The organism is Thermus caldilimi (genome assembly GCF_004684245.1).
In the GTDB taxonomy this organism is placed as follows: Bacteria; Deinococcota; Deinococci; order Deinococcales; family Thermaceae; genus Thermus; species Thermus caldilimi.
This window is the reverse complement of the sequence record NZ_CP038452.1, coordinates 1,948,357-1,965,285: the sequence shown is the minus strand read 5'-3', so window position 1 is coordinate 1,965,285 and position 16,929 is coordinate 1,948,357. Positions and strand designations below refer to the sequence as shown.

The window sequence follows — 16,929 nt, the reverse complement described above, 5'->3', positions numbered from 1 at the left end:
CGATGCGTTACGAGGAAGCCGGGGTCCACATCGAGGCCAAAGCCGAGGCCCTGAAGCGGGCCAAGGAGGCCATCGCCGCCACCTATACGAAAGAGGTCCTTCGGGGGCTTGGGGCCTTCGGGGGGCTTTTTGACGCCCAAGCCCTAAAGGGAATGCACCATCCGGTTCTGGTGGCCACCACCGACGGGGTGGGCACCAAGACCCTCCTGGCCCTGCAGACGGGCAATGTGTCCGGGCTGGGCTTCGACCTGGTGAACCACTCCGTGAACGACCTCCTGGCCCAGGGAGCCCTGCCCCTCTTCTTCATGGACTACCTGGCGGCAAGCCGCCTGGAGGAGGAAGTGCTTTCCACGCTTCTCACCTCCCTGGCCGAGGCCTGCAAGGCCCTGGGCATTCCCCTTTTGGGCGGGGAAACCGCCGAGATGCCCGGGGTGTACCGGGAGGGGGCCTGGGACATGGCGGGTACCCTAGTGGGTGTGGTGGAGCGGGAGGAGATCCTGGGCCCGGAAAGGGTGCAGGAAGGGGATCTCCTCCTGGCCCTTCCCTCCTCCGGTCCCCACACCAACGGGTACTCCCTGATCCGGAAGGTGGTGGAGGGGCTGGACCTCGAGGCGCCCGTACCCGAGCTTGGGGAAAGCCTAAAAGAAGCCCTCCTCCGCCCCCACCGGGCTTACCTCAAGGAGTTCCTAAGGCTCAAGGAAGCTGGGGTGAGGATCCACGCCATCGCCCACATCACCGGAGGGGGCCTCCCGGAAAACCTGCCCCGGGCTCTTCCCGAGGGCCTGGGAGCGGAGATCCGAAAGGGAAGCTGGCCCATCCCCCCCATCTTCCCCTACCTGCAACACTTGGGAAACATACCGGAGGAGGAGATGTACCGGGTCTTCAACATGGGCCTTGGGCTTATCCTGGTCCTGCCGGAAAAGGAGGCCCAGAGGGCCCCGGACCTGGTGGAAAGCTTCAGAGTGGGACGGGTAGTGGCAGGCTCCGGGGTTCGGCTGGTATGAAAGAGCTCTGGCTCATCCGCCACGGGGAAACCGAGTGGAACGTCAAGAAGCGCTTCCAGGGCCACCTGGATGTACCCCTCTCCCCTGCGGGGATCGGCCAGGCCTTCCGCCTGGCCCAGCGCCTTTCCCGAAGCCAGCTTCCCTTTCACGGGCTTTACGCCTCCGACCTGCGCCGGGCCCGGGAAACCGCCGAGCCCCTGGCAGCGGTGCTGGGCCTTCCCTTGGAAACCACCCCCCTCTTGCGGGAAATCGATGTGGGTGCCCTGGCCGGCCTGAGCCGGGAGGAAGCGGAGGCCCGGTACCCCGAGTTCATGCGGGCTGCCCAAAGGGATCCCTGGCATACCCCTCGTCCTGGAGGAGAAAGTATGGCGGACTTAGCCCGGCGCCTGGAGGTTTTCCTTGAAACGCTCCCAGCCGGACGGCACCTCCTGGTAACCCATGGGGGGTAATCCGCGCCGCCTTGAAGATGGCCCTGGACCTCGAGGGGGACACCTGGCGGCGCTTCCACATCCCCAACACCTCCATCACCCGGGTCCTTCTGCCCGAGCGGGAGGTCCTCGCCGTTTCCGATAGCGCCCACCTGGAAACCTGGGCCGACTGGCTTTCCGACGAAAGCGTCAAATGAAAAACCCCCAGGCCTATGCCTGGGGGTAATATGTGGAGCGGGAGACGGGACTTGAACCCGCGACCCCGACCTTGGCAAGGTCGTGCTCTACCAACTGAGCTACTCCCGCGCGCGCCACACGGGGCGCGTAGAAAAAATCCCCCGCACCGACCTACTCTCCCAGGACCCTGCGGTCCCAGTACCATCGGCGCTGGCGCGTTTCACTTCCGTGTTCGGAATGGGAACGGGTGGTTCCACGCCGCTAGGGGCACGGGGGATTCTCGTGTTTTGCCTTTCAAAATCCCACGCCGCCCACGAGCGGCAGGGGATCCAAGCTGGGGTGGTCATCAGGGCAAAAAGGGTCAAGACCTCGGACGATTGGGACCGGTCAGCTCAACGCCTCGCGGCGCTTACACCCCCGGCCCATCCACCGGGTCGTCTTCCCGGGTCCTTACCGGCTCAAGCCGTGGGAGGCCTCATCTTGGGGCGGGTTTCCCGCTTAGATGCTTTCAGCGGTTATCCCTCCCGCACATGGCTACCCAGCCTATGCCCCTGGAGGGACAGCTGGGAAACCAGAGGTGCGTCCCTTCCGGTCCTCTCGTACTAGGAAGAGCCCCCCTCAAGCCTCCTGCGCCCGTGGCGGATAGAGACCGAACTGTCTCACGACGTTCTGAACCCAGCTCGCGTGCCGCTTTAATGGGCGAACAGCCCAACCCTTGGGACCTTCTTCAGCCCCAGGATGCGACGAGCCGACATCGAGGTGCCAAACCTCCCCGCCGCTGTGGACGCTCGGGGGAGATCAGCCTGTTATCCCCGGGGTAACTTTTATCCGTTGATCGATGGCCCTTCCACACGGGACCACCGGTTCACTAGGCCCGGCTTTCGCCCCTGCTCGGCTTGCAGGCCTCACAGTCAGGCTCCCTTCTACCCTTGCGCTCTCCGGCGGATTTCCGTCCCGCCTGAGGGAACCTTTGGGCGCCTCCGTTACCCTTTAGGAGGCGACCACCCCAGTCAAACTGCCCGCCAAGCGCTGTCCCCAATCCCTTGGGTTAGGCCCCCAGCCGCATCAGGGTGGTATTTCACCGGCGCCTCCACCGCCCCCGAAAGGGCGGCTTCCCAGGCTCCCACCTATCCTACGCAGACGCGACCAAGAGCCAACACCAGGCTGCAGTAAAGCTCCACGGGGTCTTTTCGTCCTGCCACGGGTAGGCCGCATCTTCACGGCCAGTTCAATTTCACCGGGTCCCTCGCCGAGACAGCGCTCCGGTCGTTACGCTTTTCGTGCAGGTCGGAACTTACCCGACAAGGAATTTCGCTACCTTAGGACCGTTATAGTTACGGCCGCCGTTCACCGGGGCTTCGGTTCAGGGCTTGCACCCCTCCCCTTGACCTTCCGGCACCGGGCAAGCGTCGCTCCCTATACCTCCTCTTACGAGTTCGCAGAGAGCTGGGTTTTTGGTAAACAGTCGCCAGAGCCTGTTCACTGCGGCTCCCCTCGCGGGGAGCACCCCTTCTCCCGAAGTTACGGGGCTAACTTGCAAAGTTCCTTGGCGAGGGTTATCCCGCGCGCCTGAGTGCTCTCGCACCCGCCCACCTGTGTCGGTTTCCGGTACGGGTTCCCATGGGTTGTGCTTAGAGGCTTTTCTCGGCTCCCTGGCTTCGGGGGGTTGTCACCCTCACGGGCTTCCCCACCACGCAGAGCTCACGGGAGGCGGATTTGCCTACCTCCCACCCTGCGCTTCTGGCCGGGCTCGTCCATGGCTCCGGTCCCCCTAGCCTAGAGCGTCCCCCCATCGCACCCATGGGAAGGGCCGGAATATTAACCGGCTGCCCTTCGGCTACGCCCCTCGGCCTCACCTTAGGCCCCGCCTAACCCTACGCTGACGACCATTGCGTAGGAACCCTTGGGCTTACGGCGACAGGGATTCTCACCCTGTTTATCGTTACTCATGCCGGCATTCGCACTTCCCTTACCTCCAGCCGCCCTCGCGGACGACCTTCCTCGGCATCGGGAACGCTCCCCTACCGCCCGGGGGATTAACCCCCAGACCCGCAGCTTCGGCGCTGGGCTTAAGCCCCGATCATTTTCGGCGCAGCGTCACTCGACCAGTGAGCTATTACGCACTCTTTAAAGGATGGCTGCTTCTAAGCCAACCTCCTGGCTGTCTCAGCAACGCCACATCCTTTCCCACTTAGCCCAGACTTCGGGACCTTAGCTGGCGGTCTCGGTTGTTCCCGCGCTTGGACACGGACGTTATCGCTCGCGCCCTCACTCCCAGGCTCCACCTGGGACCCTTCGGAGTTTGACAGGGTTTGGTAGGCTGGTGGGCCCCCTAGCCCTATCAGGGCTCTACAGGCCCCAGTCAGCACCTGAGGCTGACCCTAAAGTCATTTCGGGGAGAACCAGCTATCTCCGGGTTCGGTTAGCTTTTCACTCCTAACCCCAGCTCATCCGAGGGGTTTGCATCCCCCACCGGTTCGGGCCTCCACTGGGCTTCACCCCAGCTTCACCCTGGCCAGGGCTAGCTCACCCGGTTTCGGGTCCACGGCCGCGGACTAACGCCCTCTTCGGACTCGGTTTCCCTACGCCTCCGCCTCCACGGCTTAAGCTCGCCCACGACCGTGAGTCGCCGGCTCATGCTTCAATAGGCACGCCGCAACCCCTTTAGGGGCCGCGACTGCTTGTAAGCCCACGGTTTCAGGCTCTATTTCACTCCCCTCCCGGGGTTCTTTTCACCTTTCCCTCACGGTACTGGTCCACTATCGGTCACCCGGAGTACTTAGCCTTAGGCGGTGGTCCGCCCAGATTCCCCCATGGCTCCACGAACCACAGGGTACTCGGGTACCCTCACCTATCCCCTCCCCTTTCGCCTACAGGGCTTTCACCTTCTCCGGCGCTGCTTCCCAACAGCTTCGGCTAGAGTCGGGGATTCGGTATCCGAGGGCCCCACGACCCCGCCCGGACAAGCCGGACGGTTTAGGCTCTTCCCCTTTCGCTCGCCGCTACTCAGGGAGTCGCTTTCGCTTTCCTCTCCTCTGGGTACTGAGATGTTTCAGTTCCCCAGGTTCCCCCCGCCAACAGGCGGTGACCCGTGTTCCCACAGGTCGGGTTCCCCCATTCGGACATCCAGGGATCCACGCCCGCTACCGGCTCCCCCTGGCTTATCGCAGGTAGCCACGTCCTTCATCGGCTCGGGTGCCAAGGCATCCACCGTGGGCCCTTAGCATCTTGACCCTGCAAGACCGCTCATCACGGCCTCCAACTACCTATCCTCCACCCCAGCTTTCAAGATCCCCCGCCGCCCCTTCAGGCAGCGCAAAGAAAAAACTACCAGACCCGAGAAGCTATGTCAAGGGGGTGTAATTGGCCACCACATTTGAGACACCTTGGGGAACCGACTCCCCCCATATCTTAGCCAGGAACTCCAAGGGAGCAAGGCCACCCAAGGCCCTGTGGGGCCTTCTGCGGTTGTAGTGGTCAAGGTAGGCATTGAGCTCCGCCTGTAGTTCGCTCACCCTCGTGGGCAAAGCTCGGGTATAAAACTCCTCCCTAAAAGTCCGTTGCAACCGCTCCACGTGCCCGTTGAGCTTGGGGCTCCGGGGAGGCAGCACGAAAAGAGCAACCCCCAAACGTCGGCATGTCTCCTCAAACTCCGCCATGAACTCGCTACCCCCATCCACCTGTACCGCCCGGATGGGGAAAGGCGCCTGGGCCACCAGTCGGGACAGAAACTCCCCCGCTAGCCTCGCCGTGGCCCGGCTGTGCACCTCCCCCAGGGCATAGCGGGTAAAGAGGTCCACCGCCGAAAAGTGCCGCACCACCTCCCCCGGTCCCAGGCTCACTATCAAGGTGTCCACCTGTACCAGGTCCCCAGGGGCTTGAGCTTCGTATCCCCGGGGCTTACCCCGGGCGTAGGGTCTCCTAGGTCTTCCCCTGGCCTTCCCTCTCCCCCTCCGGGCCAGAAAGCAGGCCACCCTCTCCACCCGTCCCCTCCCCTCCAAATAGGCCAGAATCCGGCCCACCGTCCGTTCCCCTAGCCGGAAGCCCTCCTGGCGCAAGGTGAGCCAGATGGGCCACCGCCCCCAGGTGGGGTTCTCCCTCCTCAGCTCCTCCACCCGCGAAAGAAGCTCGGGCCTCCAGTGCACCTTTCCCCGCAGGCGCCGGGGGCGGCGGGACTTGGGCTTGAGTCCGGCTAGCCCCTTCTCCCTCAAAGCCCTTTCCCAACGGTAGTAGGTGGCCCGGCTGATGCCTAAAAACTCCCGAATCTCTTCCCAGCTCCGCTTGCTCTCCCGCAGGGCTTTCACCAACTTCACCTTGCGAAGGCGTTCCTGGACATCCGGGTCGCCTGCCCCCGCTTCGGCCAGTCTTGTCCCTTGGCTAGCCCCTTGCCCTATCGCTCGGCCAAACGAGGTAAGCTGCATATGGGGAACCTCCGCTACAGGGTCGGTTCCCCATCTTTTTATCCCATTCAGCGTCTCACATGTGTCTGTCCAGGTTCAGGGGGTGGGGGCTTTTGGGGTAAGCTTTTGGGGTAAGCTAAGGCCGTGCGCAACCTGTTGGTACGGCTTCTCCTCAACACCCTGGCCCTTTGGCTGGTGAGCCTGGTGTACCCGGGGATTTCCTTCACCCGTGAAGCGGGGCTTTTGGACTACCTGGTGGCGGGGGCGGTATGGGGACTGGCCAATGCCCTGCTGCGGCCCATTCTCCTTTTCCTAACCCTGCCCCTAAACCTCATAACCCTGGGGCTCTTCACCCTGGTGGTCAACGGCATTGTGCTTTACCTGGTGGCCCAAGTCACGGCTCTTCAGGTTTCAGGCTTCCTCGAGGCCCTGATCGGCGCCCTGCTCCTTTCCTTGGTAAGCCTTCTTCTCAGCTGGCTGTTCCGCGACTAGCGGTTTTCCATCACGTAGCGGGAAAGCTCCTCGATCAGGACCTCCTGCTGGGTGATGATGGCCTTGACCGCATCCCCGATGGAAACCACCCCGACCACCTTGCCCTCCTCCAAGACAGGAAGATGCCGCACCCGGTGCTCGGTCATCAAGCGCATGGCCTCTTCCAAGGTGGTTTCGGGAGTCACCGTGATCACCTCGCGGGTCATGACCTCCTCCACCAGGGTGTCCTTGGAAAACCGGCCCAGGAGGACCAGCTTCCGGGCATAGTCCCGCTCGGAGAAGACGCCGAGGAGCCTCTCCCCCTCCATGACCAGGAGGGCCCCGATGTCGTGCTCCGCCAGCTTGCGCAAAGCCTCCAGCACCGTGGCCTGGGGGTGAACGCCATAGACCCCTCCCCCCTTGCGCAACAGGATCTGCCGAACGGTCATAGAACCCCCTTTCCTTTAGGGATTCATTATACCAGACCGGGCAAGCGCTTATCGCACGGTGAGGACCGGCCCCACCGCATGGCGCACCACGTATTCGGTGGTGCTCCCCAGGACCAAGCGGCGCACCGGCGCTCCCAGGGCCAAAAGATCCGAGGGGGTTTGCAAGGACAGAAGATGCTCTGCGGGATCGCCCGAGAAGGCCAGGGACTCCACCCGGATCCCCTGATCCTGCAAGTAGGTCTGCGCCTCGAGGGCCCAGGCCCCTGCCTGCACCGGATCATCGTGCACGCTCACCACCCGCACCAAAAGCCCCAGGGGTTTGGCCAAACTGGCTAAGGTGTGCAAGGCCCGCACCGCGCTTTCCGAAGCGTTGTAACCCAGGATGGCCCCTTGGATCTCCACGTAGTCGGTGGGCGCCACCAGAACCGGGGTAGGCGAGGTTCTTAAAACCCTATCCACGGTGCTTCCCAACCCCACGAAACTACCCCCATGGGTTTCCCCGCTTCGGCCCATGACCAGGAGGTCCGCGGTGCGGGCGTGGCGCAAGATCACCTCGTGGGGTAACCCGGTTTCCATGAAGACCTCCACCCGAAGCCCCGCCTCCTCGGCGCTTTTGCGAATGCGCTCCAATAACGCCTCGCCATGGGCGGAAAGGGCCTTTTCCAGCTCTTCCCGATAGGCGGGCACGGGCACGGTAAGGGCCCCGAAGTCCATGAGCTCCAGCACCCGGATGAGGCGGGAATCCCGGACGTAGAGGGCCGCCAACTTGGCGGAAAGCTTGTAGCAAAGCCACTCCGCCAGCACTTCCGCCCCCCGGGCCTGGGGAGAACCATCTGTGGCCAGAAGGATCCTCATGGATCCATCTTACGTCCCTCAGACCTAGCCCCCGGTTCCCGTACCCCTTGGGCCAAGGCCCAGGCGGGCAGGATCAAGGCCCCCAGGGCCAGGAGAACCGGCATCACACCGAAGACCTCGATCAAGTGTCCTATGGGGGCGTAGAAGAGCCCGGCGAAACCCCAAGTAAAGCCCATGAGAAGCCCGGAAACCGTGGCCGTTTGGCCGGGTTCCAGCTCCTGGGCCAAGGCCACGGCCACCGGGATCCCCGCGTTCATCAAAGCCCCGGTCAGGGCCAGAAGGACCAGGTAGGGCGCACCTCCGGGAGGCAGGAAAAGAAGGCCCAGGTACAGGGGAAGCCCAAAGGCCAGGGTTCCCACCAAAACCGCCTTCCGCCCCAGGCGGTCGGAAAGGGTACCCCCAAGGAAGGCGCCCAAGGTGGCGGAGAAGCTATAGGTGGAAAGGCTTAAGGCAATGTACGCATCGGAAAGGCCCCTTTGGGTAAACCAGTAGGGCAGGGTGGTGGAAAAGCTCATAAACACCAGGCTCCTTAAGGTGGCCATCCCCCAAAGCCGGGCTACATCCCCGCGAAAGACCCTTAGAAACTCCCTGAAGCCTGCGGGCTTTCCTCGACGCCGCACGGGAGGAAGCCGCAGGAGAAAAAGGGCCGGAAATAGGGCGAGGGGGGTTAACCACAAAAGGCCCTTAAGCCCCCAAGCGCTCACCACGAAGAGGGCCACCACCGGTCCCAAGGAAAGGCCCAGATACCCTGCCGACCCAAAAAAGGAGAGCCAAAAGCCTCGCCGTTCCTTGGGAGCAAACTCCCCCACCAGGCTGGCCCCCGAGGCGTGGAAAAGAGCCGAACCCAAGCCAGCAAGCCCCAGGACCCAAAGCAGCACCTCGAGCCGAGGCCATAGGCCCAAGGAGCCCATGCCCAAAGCCACCAGCACCGGCCCCAAGGCTGCCAAAAGCCTTCGGTCCAACCGGTCGGCGATGAGGCCGGCCAGGGGCTGGAAAAGGCTACCCGTAAGGGAATACACGGACACCAGAAGCCCCACCGTCCCAAGCCCTACCCCAAAGTGGGCCATCAGCTTGGGCAGAAGGGGTGTAAGGAAGTTGGAAAAGAGGTCGTTGACCGTGTGAAGCCAGGCCAGGAGAAGCGGCAGCACCCTCCCATGCTAAACCCCTTTCTCATGGGGAGTGTGTTACAATCCCTTCGTGCTTGTGGGCTTTCCGGTAGGCGAGGGAAAAAGAAAAATGGCGCGCCCGAGAGGACTCGAACCTCTGACCTTCGGCTCCGGAGGCCGACGCTCTATCCAGCTGAGCTACGGGCGCACTCAGCGGGAAGTATCCTAGCACGCTAAGGAGGAGGCGGTCAAGTGTTCGGCATCAGCAAGAAAGCCATCACCATCCTTTTCGGTCTTTTGGCCTTGGCCTTCGCCGTGGGGGCCATCCTCCTCTTCACCCCGCAGGCAGGGCAACAGGCACGGGGCAAACCCGTGCTGTGGGTGAACGGGAAGGCCGTTTACGAGCTGGACCTGCTCAGGCTCCAGGGTAACGACCCCCTTTACGCCGCAAACCCGCAAGGGCTTCTCAAGAACCTAGTGGACACCCATTTCCTGGAGCAGGTGATCCTCACCGAGGCCCTCAAACAGGACGCCGCCCGGATACGGGTGGGTAGCGCCGAGGTGCGCAAGGAGGTGGACCGCATCAAGGAACAGTTTGGCCTAAAGGACAAGAAGGCCTACGAGCAGTTCCTGAACCAGGTGGGATACACGGATGCCCAGCTCAGAAGCGAGGTAAAAACCCAGCTTCAGATCCAAAAGCGCCTCGAGCAGATCCGCTCCGCAGCCAAGCCCACCCCGGAAGAGGTGCGGTTTTACTTTGAAGTGCACCAGGAGGACTACAAGGGGGAGCCCCGGGTGAGGGCCCGCCAGATCGTGGTGGACGATGCCAAACTGGCGGCGGAGCTTCTGGCCAAGGCCAAGGCCGGGGAGGACTTTGCCGCCTTGGCCAAGCAGCACTCCAAGGTGGGTGCGGAGCAGGGTGGTGCCTTGGGCGCCGGGCCCGGGGAGAGCGAGCCCAAGCCCGTGACCAAGGTGGTCTTCCCCGAGAAGGTGGCGGAGGCGGTATTCGCCCAAAAGGGGCCGGGCCTGGTGGGGCCCATCGAGGCGGGGGGGCGGTACTACCTGGTGAAGGTGGAGGAGTACCTGCCCCCCAAGGTACCCACCTTTGAGGAGGTGAAGGAGCAGGTGGAGAAGGATGCCCAGGAGGCCAAGGGGAACGGGGCCCTCGAGGCCTACCTGGAAGACCTCCGCCGGAAGGCCCAAGTGCGCTTCGCCGAGGATAGCCCCTACAGCTACAAGAACCCCCCTGTGGCCAAGGTGGGCGACAGGGAAATCCTGCTGAGCGAGATTCTCCAGCCGGTTTTCTCCAACCAGCAGACCGCATCCCTCATCCAGCAGGGCCTAGGGGAGCTGGCGGTGCAGTTCTTCCTGCCCCAGACCCTAGAAAGCCTGATCGACCGCGAGCTCCTGGTGGAGGCCGCCAAGAAGAGCGGCAAGCCCTATATCGGCTCCAAGGACCAGATCGCCCAGGCCTACCTCCTCTACGAAACCCGCGGCCTTGGCGCCACCGAGGAGGAAGCCCGCAAGTTCTACGCGGAAAACCCCGCCCTCTTCACCATCCCGGCCAGCGCCGAGGTGACGGGGGTAGTCTTTAAGGCCGAGGCCAAAGCCAAGGCCTTCCGGGAGGCGGCTTTAAAAGGCGGCGATCTACAGGCCCTGGCCAAGGCCCAGGAGGGCAGCGTCACCGAGTACGGCACCGTGAACCCCAACCAGCTCCCCGCCGTTTTGGACCGCCTGGTCTTCAAGGTGAAGGAAACCTTCCCCACGGGTCCTTTGGGGGAGGTGAGCGAGGTGGTGAAGCTGGAAGACGGCACCTTTGCCGTACTGATCATCAAAGACCGCAAGCCGGAGGTGCTCAAGCCCTTCGCGGAAGTGGTGGAGCAAGCTAAGGAAGGGGTCATCAACCGGAAGCGGCAGCAGCAGGCTCAGGCCCTCATTCAGCAGCTCCGTAAGGCAGCCCAAATAGAAAACCGCCTGAGCCAGGTGCTGGCGGAACTCACCCCCAAAACCCCGGAGCCGGCGAAGCCCCCCACACAGGAGGCTCCCAAGGAAGCACCTTCCAAGCCCTAGGCCGGGGGAAACCCGCAGGAGGCCCCAGGCGCCTGGGGCCTCCTCGGTTTTTTAAGATGGAAACATGGACCTCCTCAGGCTCCTCACCCTCTACTATGAAGAGCGCCCTGACCCCCAAAACCCCCTCCAGCGGGTGGCCTTCGGCACCAGCGGCCACCGGGGCACAAGCCTCAAGGGCACCTTTACTGAGGCCCACGTGCTGGCCATCGCCCAGGCCATTGCCGACCTCCGGGCCTCCTTTGGAGCCACCGGACCCCTCTTCCTGGCCAAGGACACCCATGCCCTTTCCGAACCTGCCTGGGCCACGGCCCTTACCGTTCTCGCTGCCAACGGCATAGTGGTGCACCTCGAGGAGGGCCACACCCCCACCCCTCTGGTTTCCCTGGCCATCCTGGAGCACAACGCCCAGCACCCCGCCAAGGCGGATGGCATCCTCCTCACCCCCAGCCACAACCCCCCCGAGGACGGGGGGCTTAAGTACAACCCCCCTACCGGTGGCCCCGCCGACACCCGCATCACCAAGGCCATTGAGGAAAGGGCCAACGCCCTCCTTGCGGAAGGGCTAAAGGGCGTGAAGCGCCTTCCCCTTCGGGAGGCCCTGAAAAGGGCCAAGCCCTTTGACTACGCGGGGCTTTATGTGGAGAAGATCCGGGAGGCCGTGGACCTCGAGGCCATCCGGGTTTCCAGCCTGCGCCTGGGGGTGGATCCCTTGGGAGGAGCGAGCCTAAGGGTGTGGGAGCGGCTTGCCGAGGCCTACCGGCTCCACCTCGAGGTGGTCAACCCCACCGTAGACCCCACCTTCCGCTTCGTGCCCCCGGACCACGACGGCAAGATTCGCATGGACTGCTCTAGCCCCTACGCCATGGCGGGCCTTCTGGCGCTGAAGGACCGCTTTGACCTGGCCATCGGCAACGATCCCGACGCCGACCGCCACGGCATCGTCACCCGGCGGGGCCTCATGAACCCCAACCACTACCTAGCGGCCGCCGTCTTCCACCTCTACACCACCCGCACCTGGCCGGGGGCCAAGGTGGGCAAGACCGCGGTGACCAGCGCCCTTCTGGACCGGGTGGCCAAGGCCTTGGGGCGGGAGGTTTACGAAACCCCTGTGGGCTTCAAGTACTTCGTGGACGGGCTCCTGGAAGGCTGGCTGGGATTCGGCGGGGAGGAAAGCGCCGGGGCCAGCTTCCTGCGCTTTGACGGCAGGCCCTTTTCCACCGATAAGGACGGCATCCTCCTGGGGCTTTTGGCGGCGGAGATCCTGGCCAAGCGGGAAAAGGGCCCCGACGAACTCTACGAGGAGCTGGCCGAGCGCCTGGGCCGGCCCCATTACGCCCGCAAGGACCTCCCCATCTCCCCCGAGGCCAAGGCCAGGCTGGCCCGCCTTTCCCCTGAGGATGTAAAGGAAAGGGAACTGGCAGGGGAGCCCATCCTGGCCATCCTCACCCGGGCCCCCGGAAACGGGGAGCCCCTAGGGGGCCTCAAGGTGGTGACGGAAAACGCCTGGTTCGCCGCCCGCCCGAGCGGCACCGAGGACGTGGCCAAGGTGTACGCGGAAAGCTTCAAGGGAGAAGGGCACCTAAAGGAGGTCCTCGAGGCCGCCCTGAACCTGGTGACAAAGACCCTGGGCTGAGTACCTAGCCCTTCACTGCCCCGGCGGTAAGCCCTGCCACAATCCGCTGCTGGAAGATGAGCACCAGCACCACCAGGGGCACGGTCACCACCACGCTGGCCGCCATAATGGAACCCCAGGGAATCTCAAAGGGCGTGGCCCCCCCAAAGCTGGCGATGGCTGGAGGCACCGTCTTCACCTTGTCCCCCACGGTGAAGGTGAGGGCGAAGAGGTACTCGTTCCAAGCGGCGATGAAGGCGAGAAGCCCCGTGGTCACCAGACCCGGGCCCGTAAGGGGAAGCATGATGCGCACCAGGGTCTGCAAGGGCGTGGCCCCATCCACATAGGCTGCTTCCTCCAACTCCCGGGGCAGACCCTTGAAGTAGCCCACCAGGACCCATACGGTAAACGGGAGGGTGAAAAGAAGGTAGCTGAGGATGAGGCCCAAATGGGTGTTGAAGAGCCCCGCCTGGCGAAGCAGCATAAAAAGCCCCCCCAACACCGCGATCTGGGGGAACATGGTCATGGCCAGCACCAGGTAGAGCACGGCGTTTCTTGGAGGGAAAGGCAGCCTACCCAAAGCGTAGGCGGCCAGCACCCCAAGGAACAGGGAAAGCAGGGTAGCCCCGCCCGCCACCACCACGGAGTTCAGAAGATTGCGGCCAAAGTTGGCTTGGAGAAACACGTTCCTGTAGTGGTCCAGGGTGAAGGGCAGCGGCAAAAAGCTGGGGTTACTGGCAAAAAGGGCATCGGAGGGCTTGAAGCTGGAGATCACCGCCCAGTAAAAGGGGAAGACGCTGTACACCACCACGAAGGCCACCAGCAGGTAAAAAAGGAGACGATTTCCAAAACGAAGCCAGGTCCTCATCGCAAGGCCTCCCTACCCAGGGTGCGCATATAGACCACCACGAAGAGGAAGATCAGAAGCAGAATGGCCACGCTTATGGCCGACCCATACCCCAGGTCCTGGAAGCTCAAAACTTGCACCTCCCGAATACCCTGCATGAACACCCCCTTCCCCCCGCAGGCGGAGGCCAAAGACCCAAAGCTCCCAGCTCGGCCATGAGGACCCGCAAGACCACCTCCGGCAGAAGCAGGCGCGCCGCCTCCCGCCCAGCCTCCCGCCAAGAAAGACCTCTCCCGTCTGGAGCTAGCCTCACCCAGTGGGCCAGCAGGTAAGCCAGGAAGGACAGCACCAGAAACCGATGCACCCCCAAGGCCGTCCGCTGCCCAAAACGCCCCAGGGAAAACTCGCTCTTTACCGTGCGGAAGAAGTGCTCAATGGTAAACCGCCGCCGCCCCCACACCAGCACAGTCCGTGGCCCCGCAGGAAAGGTGGCCACCACGTACCGCCACTCCCACCCTCCCCCGGGTAAGGGATAGCGGTACCAGCTCACCCACACGGGAAAGGGAAGTCCCCGCAGATGCACCCGACTCCCCTGCCGTCTGAGCCCAAAGAGGGGAAGCCCCTCCCGCGTCTTTCGGTCCCGCCGCATCCCCACCACCGCTTCCAGACCCAACCCCCGCACCCCCACAAGAAACCGGGCGGTGCCGAAGGCAGCATCGGCCACCACCCGAAGGTGGAAGGACTTGCGCATCCAGGGGGGCAGGGAGGCCAGAAGACGCAGGGCAAGGAGGGAAAGGGCCTTCTCCCCCTTCCCCCGCCACACCCGGTAGGCCCAGGGGATGCGCAGCTCTCCCAGCACCAGATAGAGCACCACCAGGTGGAGCCCCCACTTGCCGTGGAAAAAGGAGAGGGGCAAGGCGGGGAAGAGGCCCCGCTTCTCCAGGGTGACCAGGTCCAGGACCACCAGGAGCCTGGGCTTGGGCCCCCGCCTGGGCCTGGCCCGGTGGAGGGTTTCCTGGGCCTTCTTGCGAGCCAGGCGGATGAGGGCGCGGGTGGGCCAGGGATAGCGGTTGAGGAAGCGGGAGAGGGCGGAAGGGGACTTGGTCTTGCTGTGCTGGGGCCTGGCCTTGCCGTGGCCGGTGAGAAGGAGGAGAAGAAGCGCTTTGAGGGATTCGCGGAGGTGGGGGGTTGGCAGGAGGGCCAGGAGGGTCCAGAGTAGAGAATGGGCCGTTTGGGTCATGGCACCCTTCATCCGAAGGGAACCCGGCGGCCCTTTTCAAGTGGTCCCCTGGCGCATGGGTATGCGGGGGGTGGATAAGTGCAAGTTTTGAGGAAGTCGATCAGGGTTTGGCGGTTGTAAACGGCCAGGGTACGGGTGGCGGGATTCACCCCGCTCATGACGAAGATGACGTCGAACACCCTCAGGGCATCCAGGGTGCGGAAGATGAGGGCCACCACCAGGGCGGGGGTAAGGAGGGGGAGGGTAATGGTCCAGAACTGTTGCCACCGGGTGGCCCCGTCGATGCTGGCTGCCTCGTATAGCTCCTCGGGAATCAGTTGGAGGCCAGCCAGCAGGAGAAGGGCCATGAAGGGTGTGGTCTTCCACACGTCCACGGCGATGATGGCGGGCAAGACCAGCTCGGGCCGGGCCAGGAAGGCCACCTTCTGGGAGAGGAGGCCGAGCTTCACCCCCAGGACGTTGATCACCCCATAGACGTCGTGGAGCATCCATTGCCACATCTTGGCGGAAACCACCGTGGGGATGGCCCAGGGGATAAGGATGGCGGTGCGCACCAACCCCCGGCCCTTGAAGTTGGAATGAATGACCAGGGCGATGGCCAAGCCCAGAAGGGTTTCCAGACTGACGGAGACCAGGGTGAACTTCACCGTGTTCCATAGGGCCTGGCGGAAGTCAGGGTCCTGCAGGAGGTAAAGATAGTTCTTGAAGCCCAAAAACTCCGGGGGCTCCACGAAGGCGATATCCGCCCGGAAGAAGGACCAGTAAAACACCTGGGCCAAAGGGTACCCCGCCACCAGCACTACCACCGCAAGGGTAGGCAGGACCAAGGCCCAGGCCAAGCGGACCTGTCGTTGTGTCAGCATGATGCCTAGAGGATAAACCCCGGGGAGCAGTTCCCCGGGGTGGGAAGAAGGCTAGCGCAGAATGCGGCGCAAGCGGCCCTCGAGGTCCCGCACCGCCGTTTCCCCGGTCTTCTTCCCAGTGAGGACGCTGTGCACCTCGGTCCAGATGGCCTCGGACACCTGGTTGTACCTGGCCCCGGCCACATCGGAGGGCCTGGAAACCGCATTCTGGAAGACGGGAAGGAGGTCGCGGAACCAAGGGTTTTTAGCCAGCACATCCCGGTCGGTATAAAGGGCCGGACGGGTAGGCAGGCGGGAAAGCCGAACGGCGTTGTCCTTCTGCACCTCGTAAGAAGCCAGGTACCGTACCAGGTCGGCGGACTCCTTGGGATAACGGCTGTAAGCGGAAACCATGAGCTGCCACCCCCCCAAGGTGGCGGCGTTGGGGGCATCGGCTCCGCCCTTAGGGAGTACCGTGACCCCAAATTTGCCGCGGATGGGGCTTCCCTCCGCCTGGCCAAGGGCGTAAGCGTAGGGCCAGTTGCGCATGAAAAGGCTATTGCCCTGCTGCCAAACGTTCCTCGCCTCCTCCTCGGCATAGCTGGTGACCCCCGAGGGGGCGATGGTGCCCACAAAGCGGCGCACGGTGTTCAGGGCCAGGGCCGCACGGCCATTGTTGATGCTGATGGTGCCATCGGGCTCTATGATGCGCCCGCCCCTATGGGAGTAGATCCATTCCAAAGCATCGCAGGTAAGGCCCTCATAGGCCTTGCCCTGGAAGACAAAGCCCCAGAAGTCGCGGTTGCCCGCCTTGCGCTCCCCCTCCACGACCTTCTGGGCCATCTGCTCCAGTTCGGCCCAGGTGCGGGGTGGGTTCTTGAAGCCGTACTTCTCCAAAAGGTCTTTGCGGTAGTAGAGGATGCCCGCATCGGTAAAGAAGGGAATGGAGGTGAGCTTTCCGCGAATGGTGTTGTTCTGGACGATACGGGGGAAGAACTCCTTGAGCTCGTCATCCGAGAAGTACTGTTTAAGGTCGGCCGCATGGGGGGCCACGATGCCCGGCCAGATGACGTCGATCATATAGACGTCCACGTCGGGGCTCCTAGCGGCCCAGTACTGCTGGTAGAGGGCCAGGCGGTCGTTGGTGTCCGCAGGGGAGTCAATGTACTCCACCCGGGTGCCCGTTTTCTTGCCCCAGGCTTCCACCATCTCCTTCATCCAACGTCCGCCCTCGCCCACCGCGGTGGAGTCCCCGGCCACGCGGATGACCGGGCCCGCCTGGGCCCGCACCCAAGCCGGCCCCCAAAGGACGCTGGCCGCCAATCCAACCCCTGCCTTCTTGAGAAATTCCCTACGCCTCATACAGACCTCCGTGGAAGCTTTTCCAAGCAGGATTTTAAACCAGGTTCATCCCCCTTGTCAAGCTGC

Annotated in this window: 12 protein-coding genes, 2 tRNA genes, 2 rRNA genes and 1 pseudogene; 5 read left to right on the top strand and 12 right to left on the bottom strand. The window is 63.5% G+C overall.

From position 1 onward, the window contains the following. The first annotated feature begins 2 nt into the window (after positions 1-2). Both purM and EBI04_RS10290 read left to right on the top strand, forming a co-directional pair. Positions 3-1,004 (top strand): phosphoribosylformylglycinamidine cyclo-ligase, encoded by a 1,002-nt coding sequence (gene purM, locus EBI04_RS10295; protein WP_135257940.1) that lies wholly within the window; start codon positions 3-5, stop codon positions 1,002-1,004. After that, a pseudogene (locus EBI04_RS10290) lies at positions 1,001-1,629 on the top strand (histidine phosphatase family protein). The gene purM and the pseudogene EBI04_RS10290 overlap by 4 nt, the downstream one beginning before the upstream one ends. 33 nt (positions 1,630-1,662) lie before the next feature. On the opposite strand, the gene EBI04_RS10285 reads toward EBI04_RS10290, so the two are convergent. The 4 genes from EBI04_RS10285 to EBI04_RS10270 all read right to left on the bottom strand — a co-directional run bounded on the left by EBI04_RS10285 (position 1,663) and on the right by EBI04_RS10270 (position 6,030). After that, positions 1,663-1,738 (bottom strand) — tRNA-Gly (locus tag EBI04_RS10285). Between the two features lie 29 nt (positions 1,739-1,767). Continuing rightward, positions 1,768-1,884: ribosomal RNA gene (rrf, locus tag EBI04_RS10280) — 5S ribosomal RNA — on the bottom strand. Positions 1,885-1,966: 82 nt separating this feature from the next. Further along, positions 1,967-4,843: ribosomal RNA gene (locus EBI04_RS10275) — 23S ribosomal RNA — on the bottom strand. Between the two features lie 110 nt (positions 4,844-4,953). Further along, positions 4,954-6,030 carry an integrase core domain-containing protein gene (locus EBI04_RS10270; protein WP_135257377.1) on the bottom strand — a complete coding sequence of 359 codons (1,077 nt, stop codon included), beginning with the start codon at positions 6,028-6,030 and terminating at the stop codon, positions 4,954-4,956. Positions 6,031-6,153: 123 nt separating this feature from the next. On the opposite strand from EBI04_RS10270, the gene EBI04_RS10265 reads away from it, so the two are divergent. Beyond that, complete coding sequence (locus EBI04_RS10265; RefSeq protein WP_135257376.1) at positions 6,154-6,501, top strand: phage holin family protein; 348 nt, start codon at positions 6,154-6,156, stop codon at positions 6,499-6,501. On the opposite strand, the gene EBI04_RS10260 is transcribed toward EBI04_RS10265, so the two are convergent. The 4 genes from EBI04_RS10260 to EBI04_RS10245 all read right to left on the bottom strand — a co-directional run bounded on the left by EBI04_RS10260 (position 6,498) and on the right by EBI04_RS10245 (position 9,098). After that, positions 6,498-6,929 carry a CBS domain-containing protein gene (locus tag EBI04_RS10260; protein WP_135257375.1) on the bottom strand — a complete coding sequence of 144 codons (432 nt, stop codon included), beginning with the start codon at positions 6,927-6,929 and terminating at the stop codon, positions 6,498-6,500. The two genes, EBI04_RS10265 and EBI04_RS10260, sit on opposite strands and share 4 nt — an antisense overlap. A gap of 48 nt (positions 6,930-6,977) precedes the next feature. Continuing rightward, positions 6,978-7,784: a universal stress protein gene (locus tag EBI04_RS10255; protein WP_135257374.1), complete on the bottom strand. Its 807-nt coding sequence runs from the start codon at positions 7,782-7,784 to the stop codon at positions 6,978-6,980. Then, a complete protein-coding gene (locus tag EBI04_RS10250) occupies positions 7,781-8,932 on the bottom strand; it encodes an MFS transporter (RefSeq protein ID WP_135257373.1) in 1,152 nt (383 codons plus the stop codon). Before EBI04_RS10250 ends, EBI04_RS10255 begins: the two co-directional genes overlap by 4 nt. An 89-nt stretch (positions 8,933-9,021) precedes the next feature. Continuing rightward, a tRNA-Arg gene (locus EBI04_RS10245) sits at positions 9,022-9,098 on the bottom strand. Between the two features lie 44 nt (positions 9,099-9,142). On the opposite strand from EBI04_RS10245, the gene EBI04_RS10240 reads away from it, so the two are divergent. Further along, entirely contained in the window at positions 9,143-10,960 is a 1,818-nt protein-coding gene (locus EBI04_RS10240; protein ID WP_135257372.1) for a peptidylprolyl isomerase, read from the top strand. 64 nt (positions 10,961-11,024) lie between these two features. After that, complete coding sequence (locus EBI04_RS10235) at positions 11,025-12,593, top strand: phosphoglucomutase (protein WP_135257371.1); 1,569 nt, start codon at positions 11,025-11,027, stop codon at positions 12,591-12,593. A gap of 4 nt (positions 12,594-12,597) precedes the next feature. Here the strand turns inward: EBI04_RS10235 and EBI04_RS10230 are convergent, their stop codons facing one another. The 4 genes from EBI04_RS10230 to EBI04_RS10215 all read right to left on the bottom strand — a co-directional run bounded on the left by EBI04_RS10230 (position 12,598) and on the right by EBI04_RS10215 (position 16,863). After that, the gene (locus tag EBI04_RS10230; RefSeq protein ID WP_135257370.1) at positions 12,598-13,440 is read right to left on the bottom strand and encodes a carbohydrate ABC transporter permease; all 843 of its coding nucleotides are present in this window, start codon (positions 13,438-13,440) and stop codon (positions 12,598-12,600) included. A 106-nt stretch (positions 13,441-13,546) separates the two neighbouring features. After that, positions 13,547-14,671: a transposase gene (locus EBI04_RS10225; RefSeq protein WP_444545750.1), complete on the bottom strand. Its 1,125-nt coding sequence runs from the start codon at positions 14,669-14,671 to the stop codon at positions 13,547-13,549. Continuing rightward, positions 14,668-15,522: a carbohydrate ABC transporter permease gene (locus tag EBI04_RS10220; protein ID WP_308418059.1), complete on the bottom strand. Its 855-nt coding sequence runs from the start codon at positions 15,520-15,522 to the stop codon at positions 14,668-14,670. Before EBI04_RS10220 ends, EBI04_RS10225 begins: the two co-directional genes overlap by 4 nt. 51 nt (positions 15,523-15,573) lie before the next feature. After that, the gene (locus tag EBI04_RS10215) at positions 15,574-16,863 is read right to left on the bottom strand and encodes an ABC transporter substrate-binding protein (protein WP_135257369.1); all 1,290 of its coding nucleotides are present in this window, start codon (positions 16,861-16,863) and stop codon (positions 15,574-15,576) included. Positions 16,864-16,929 lie beyond the last annotated feature (66 nt).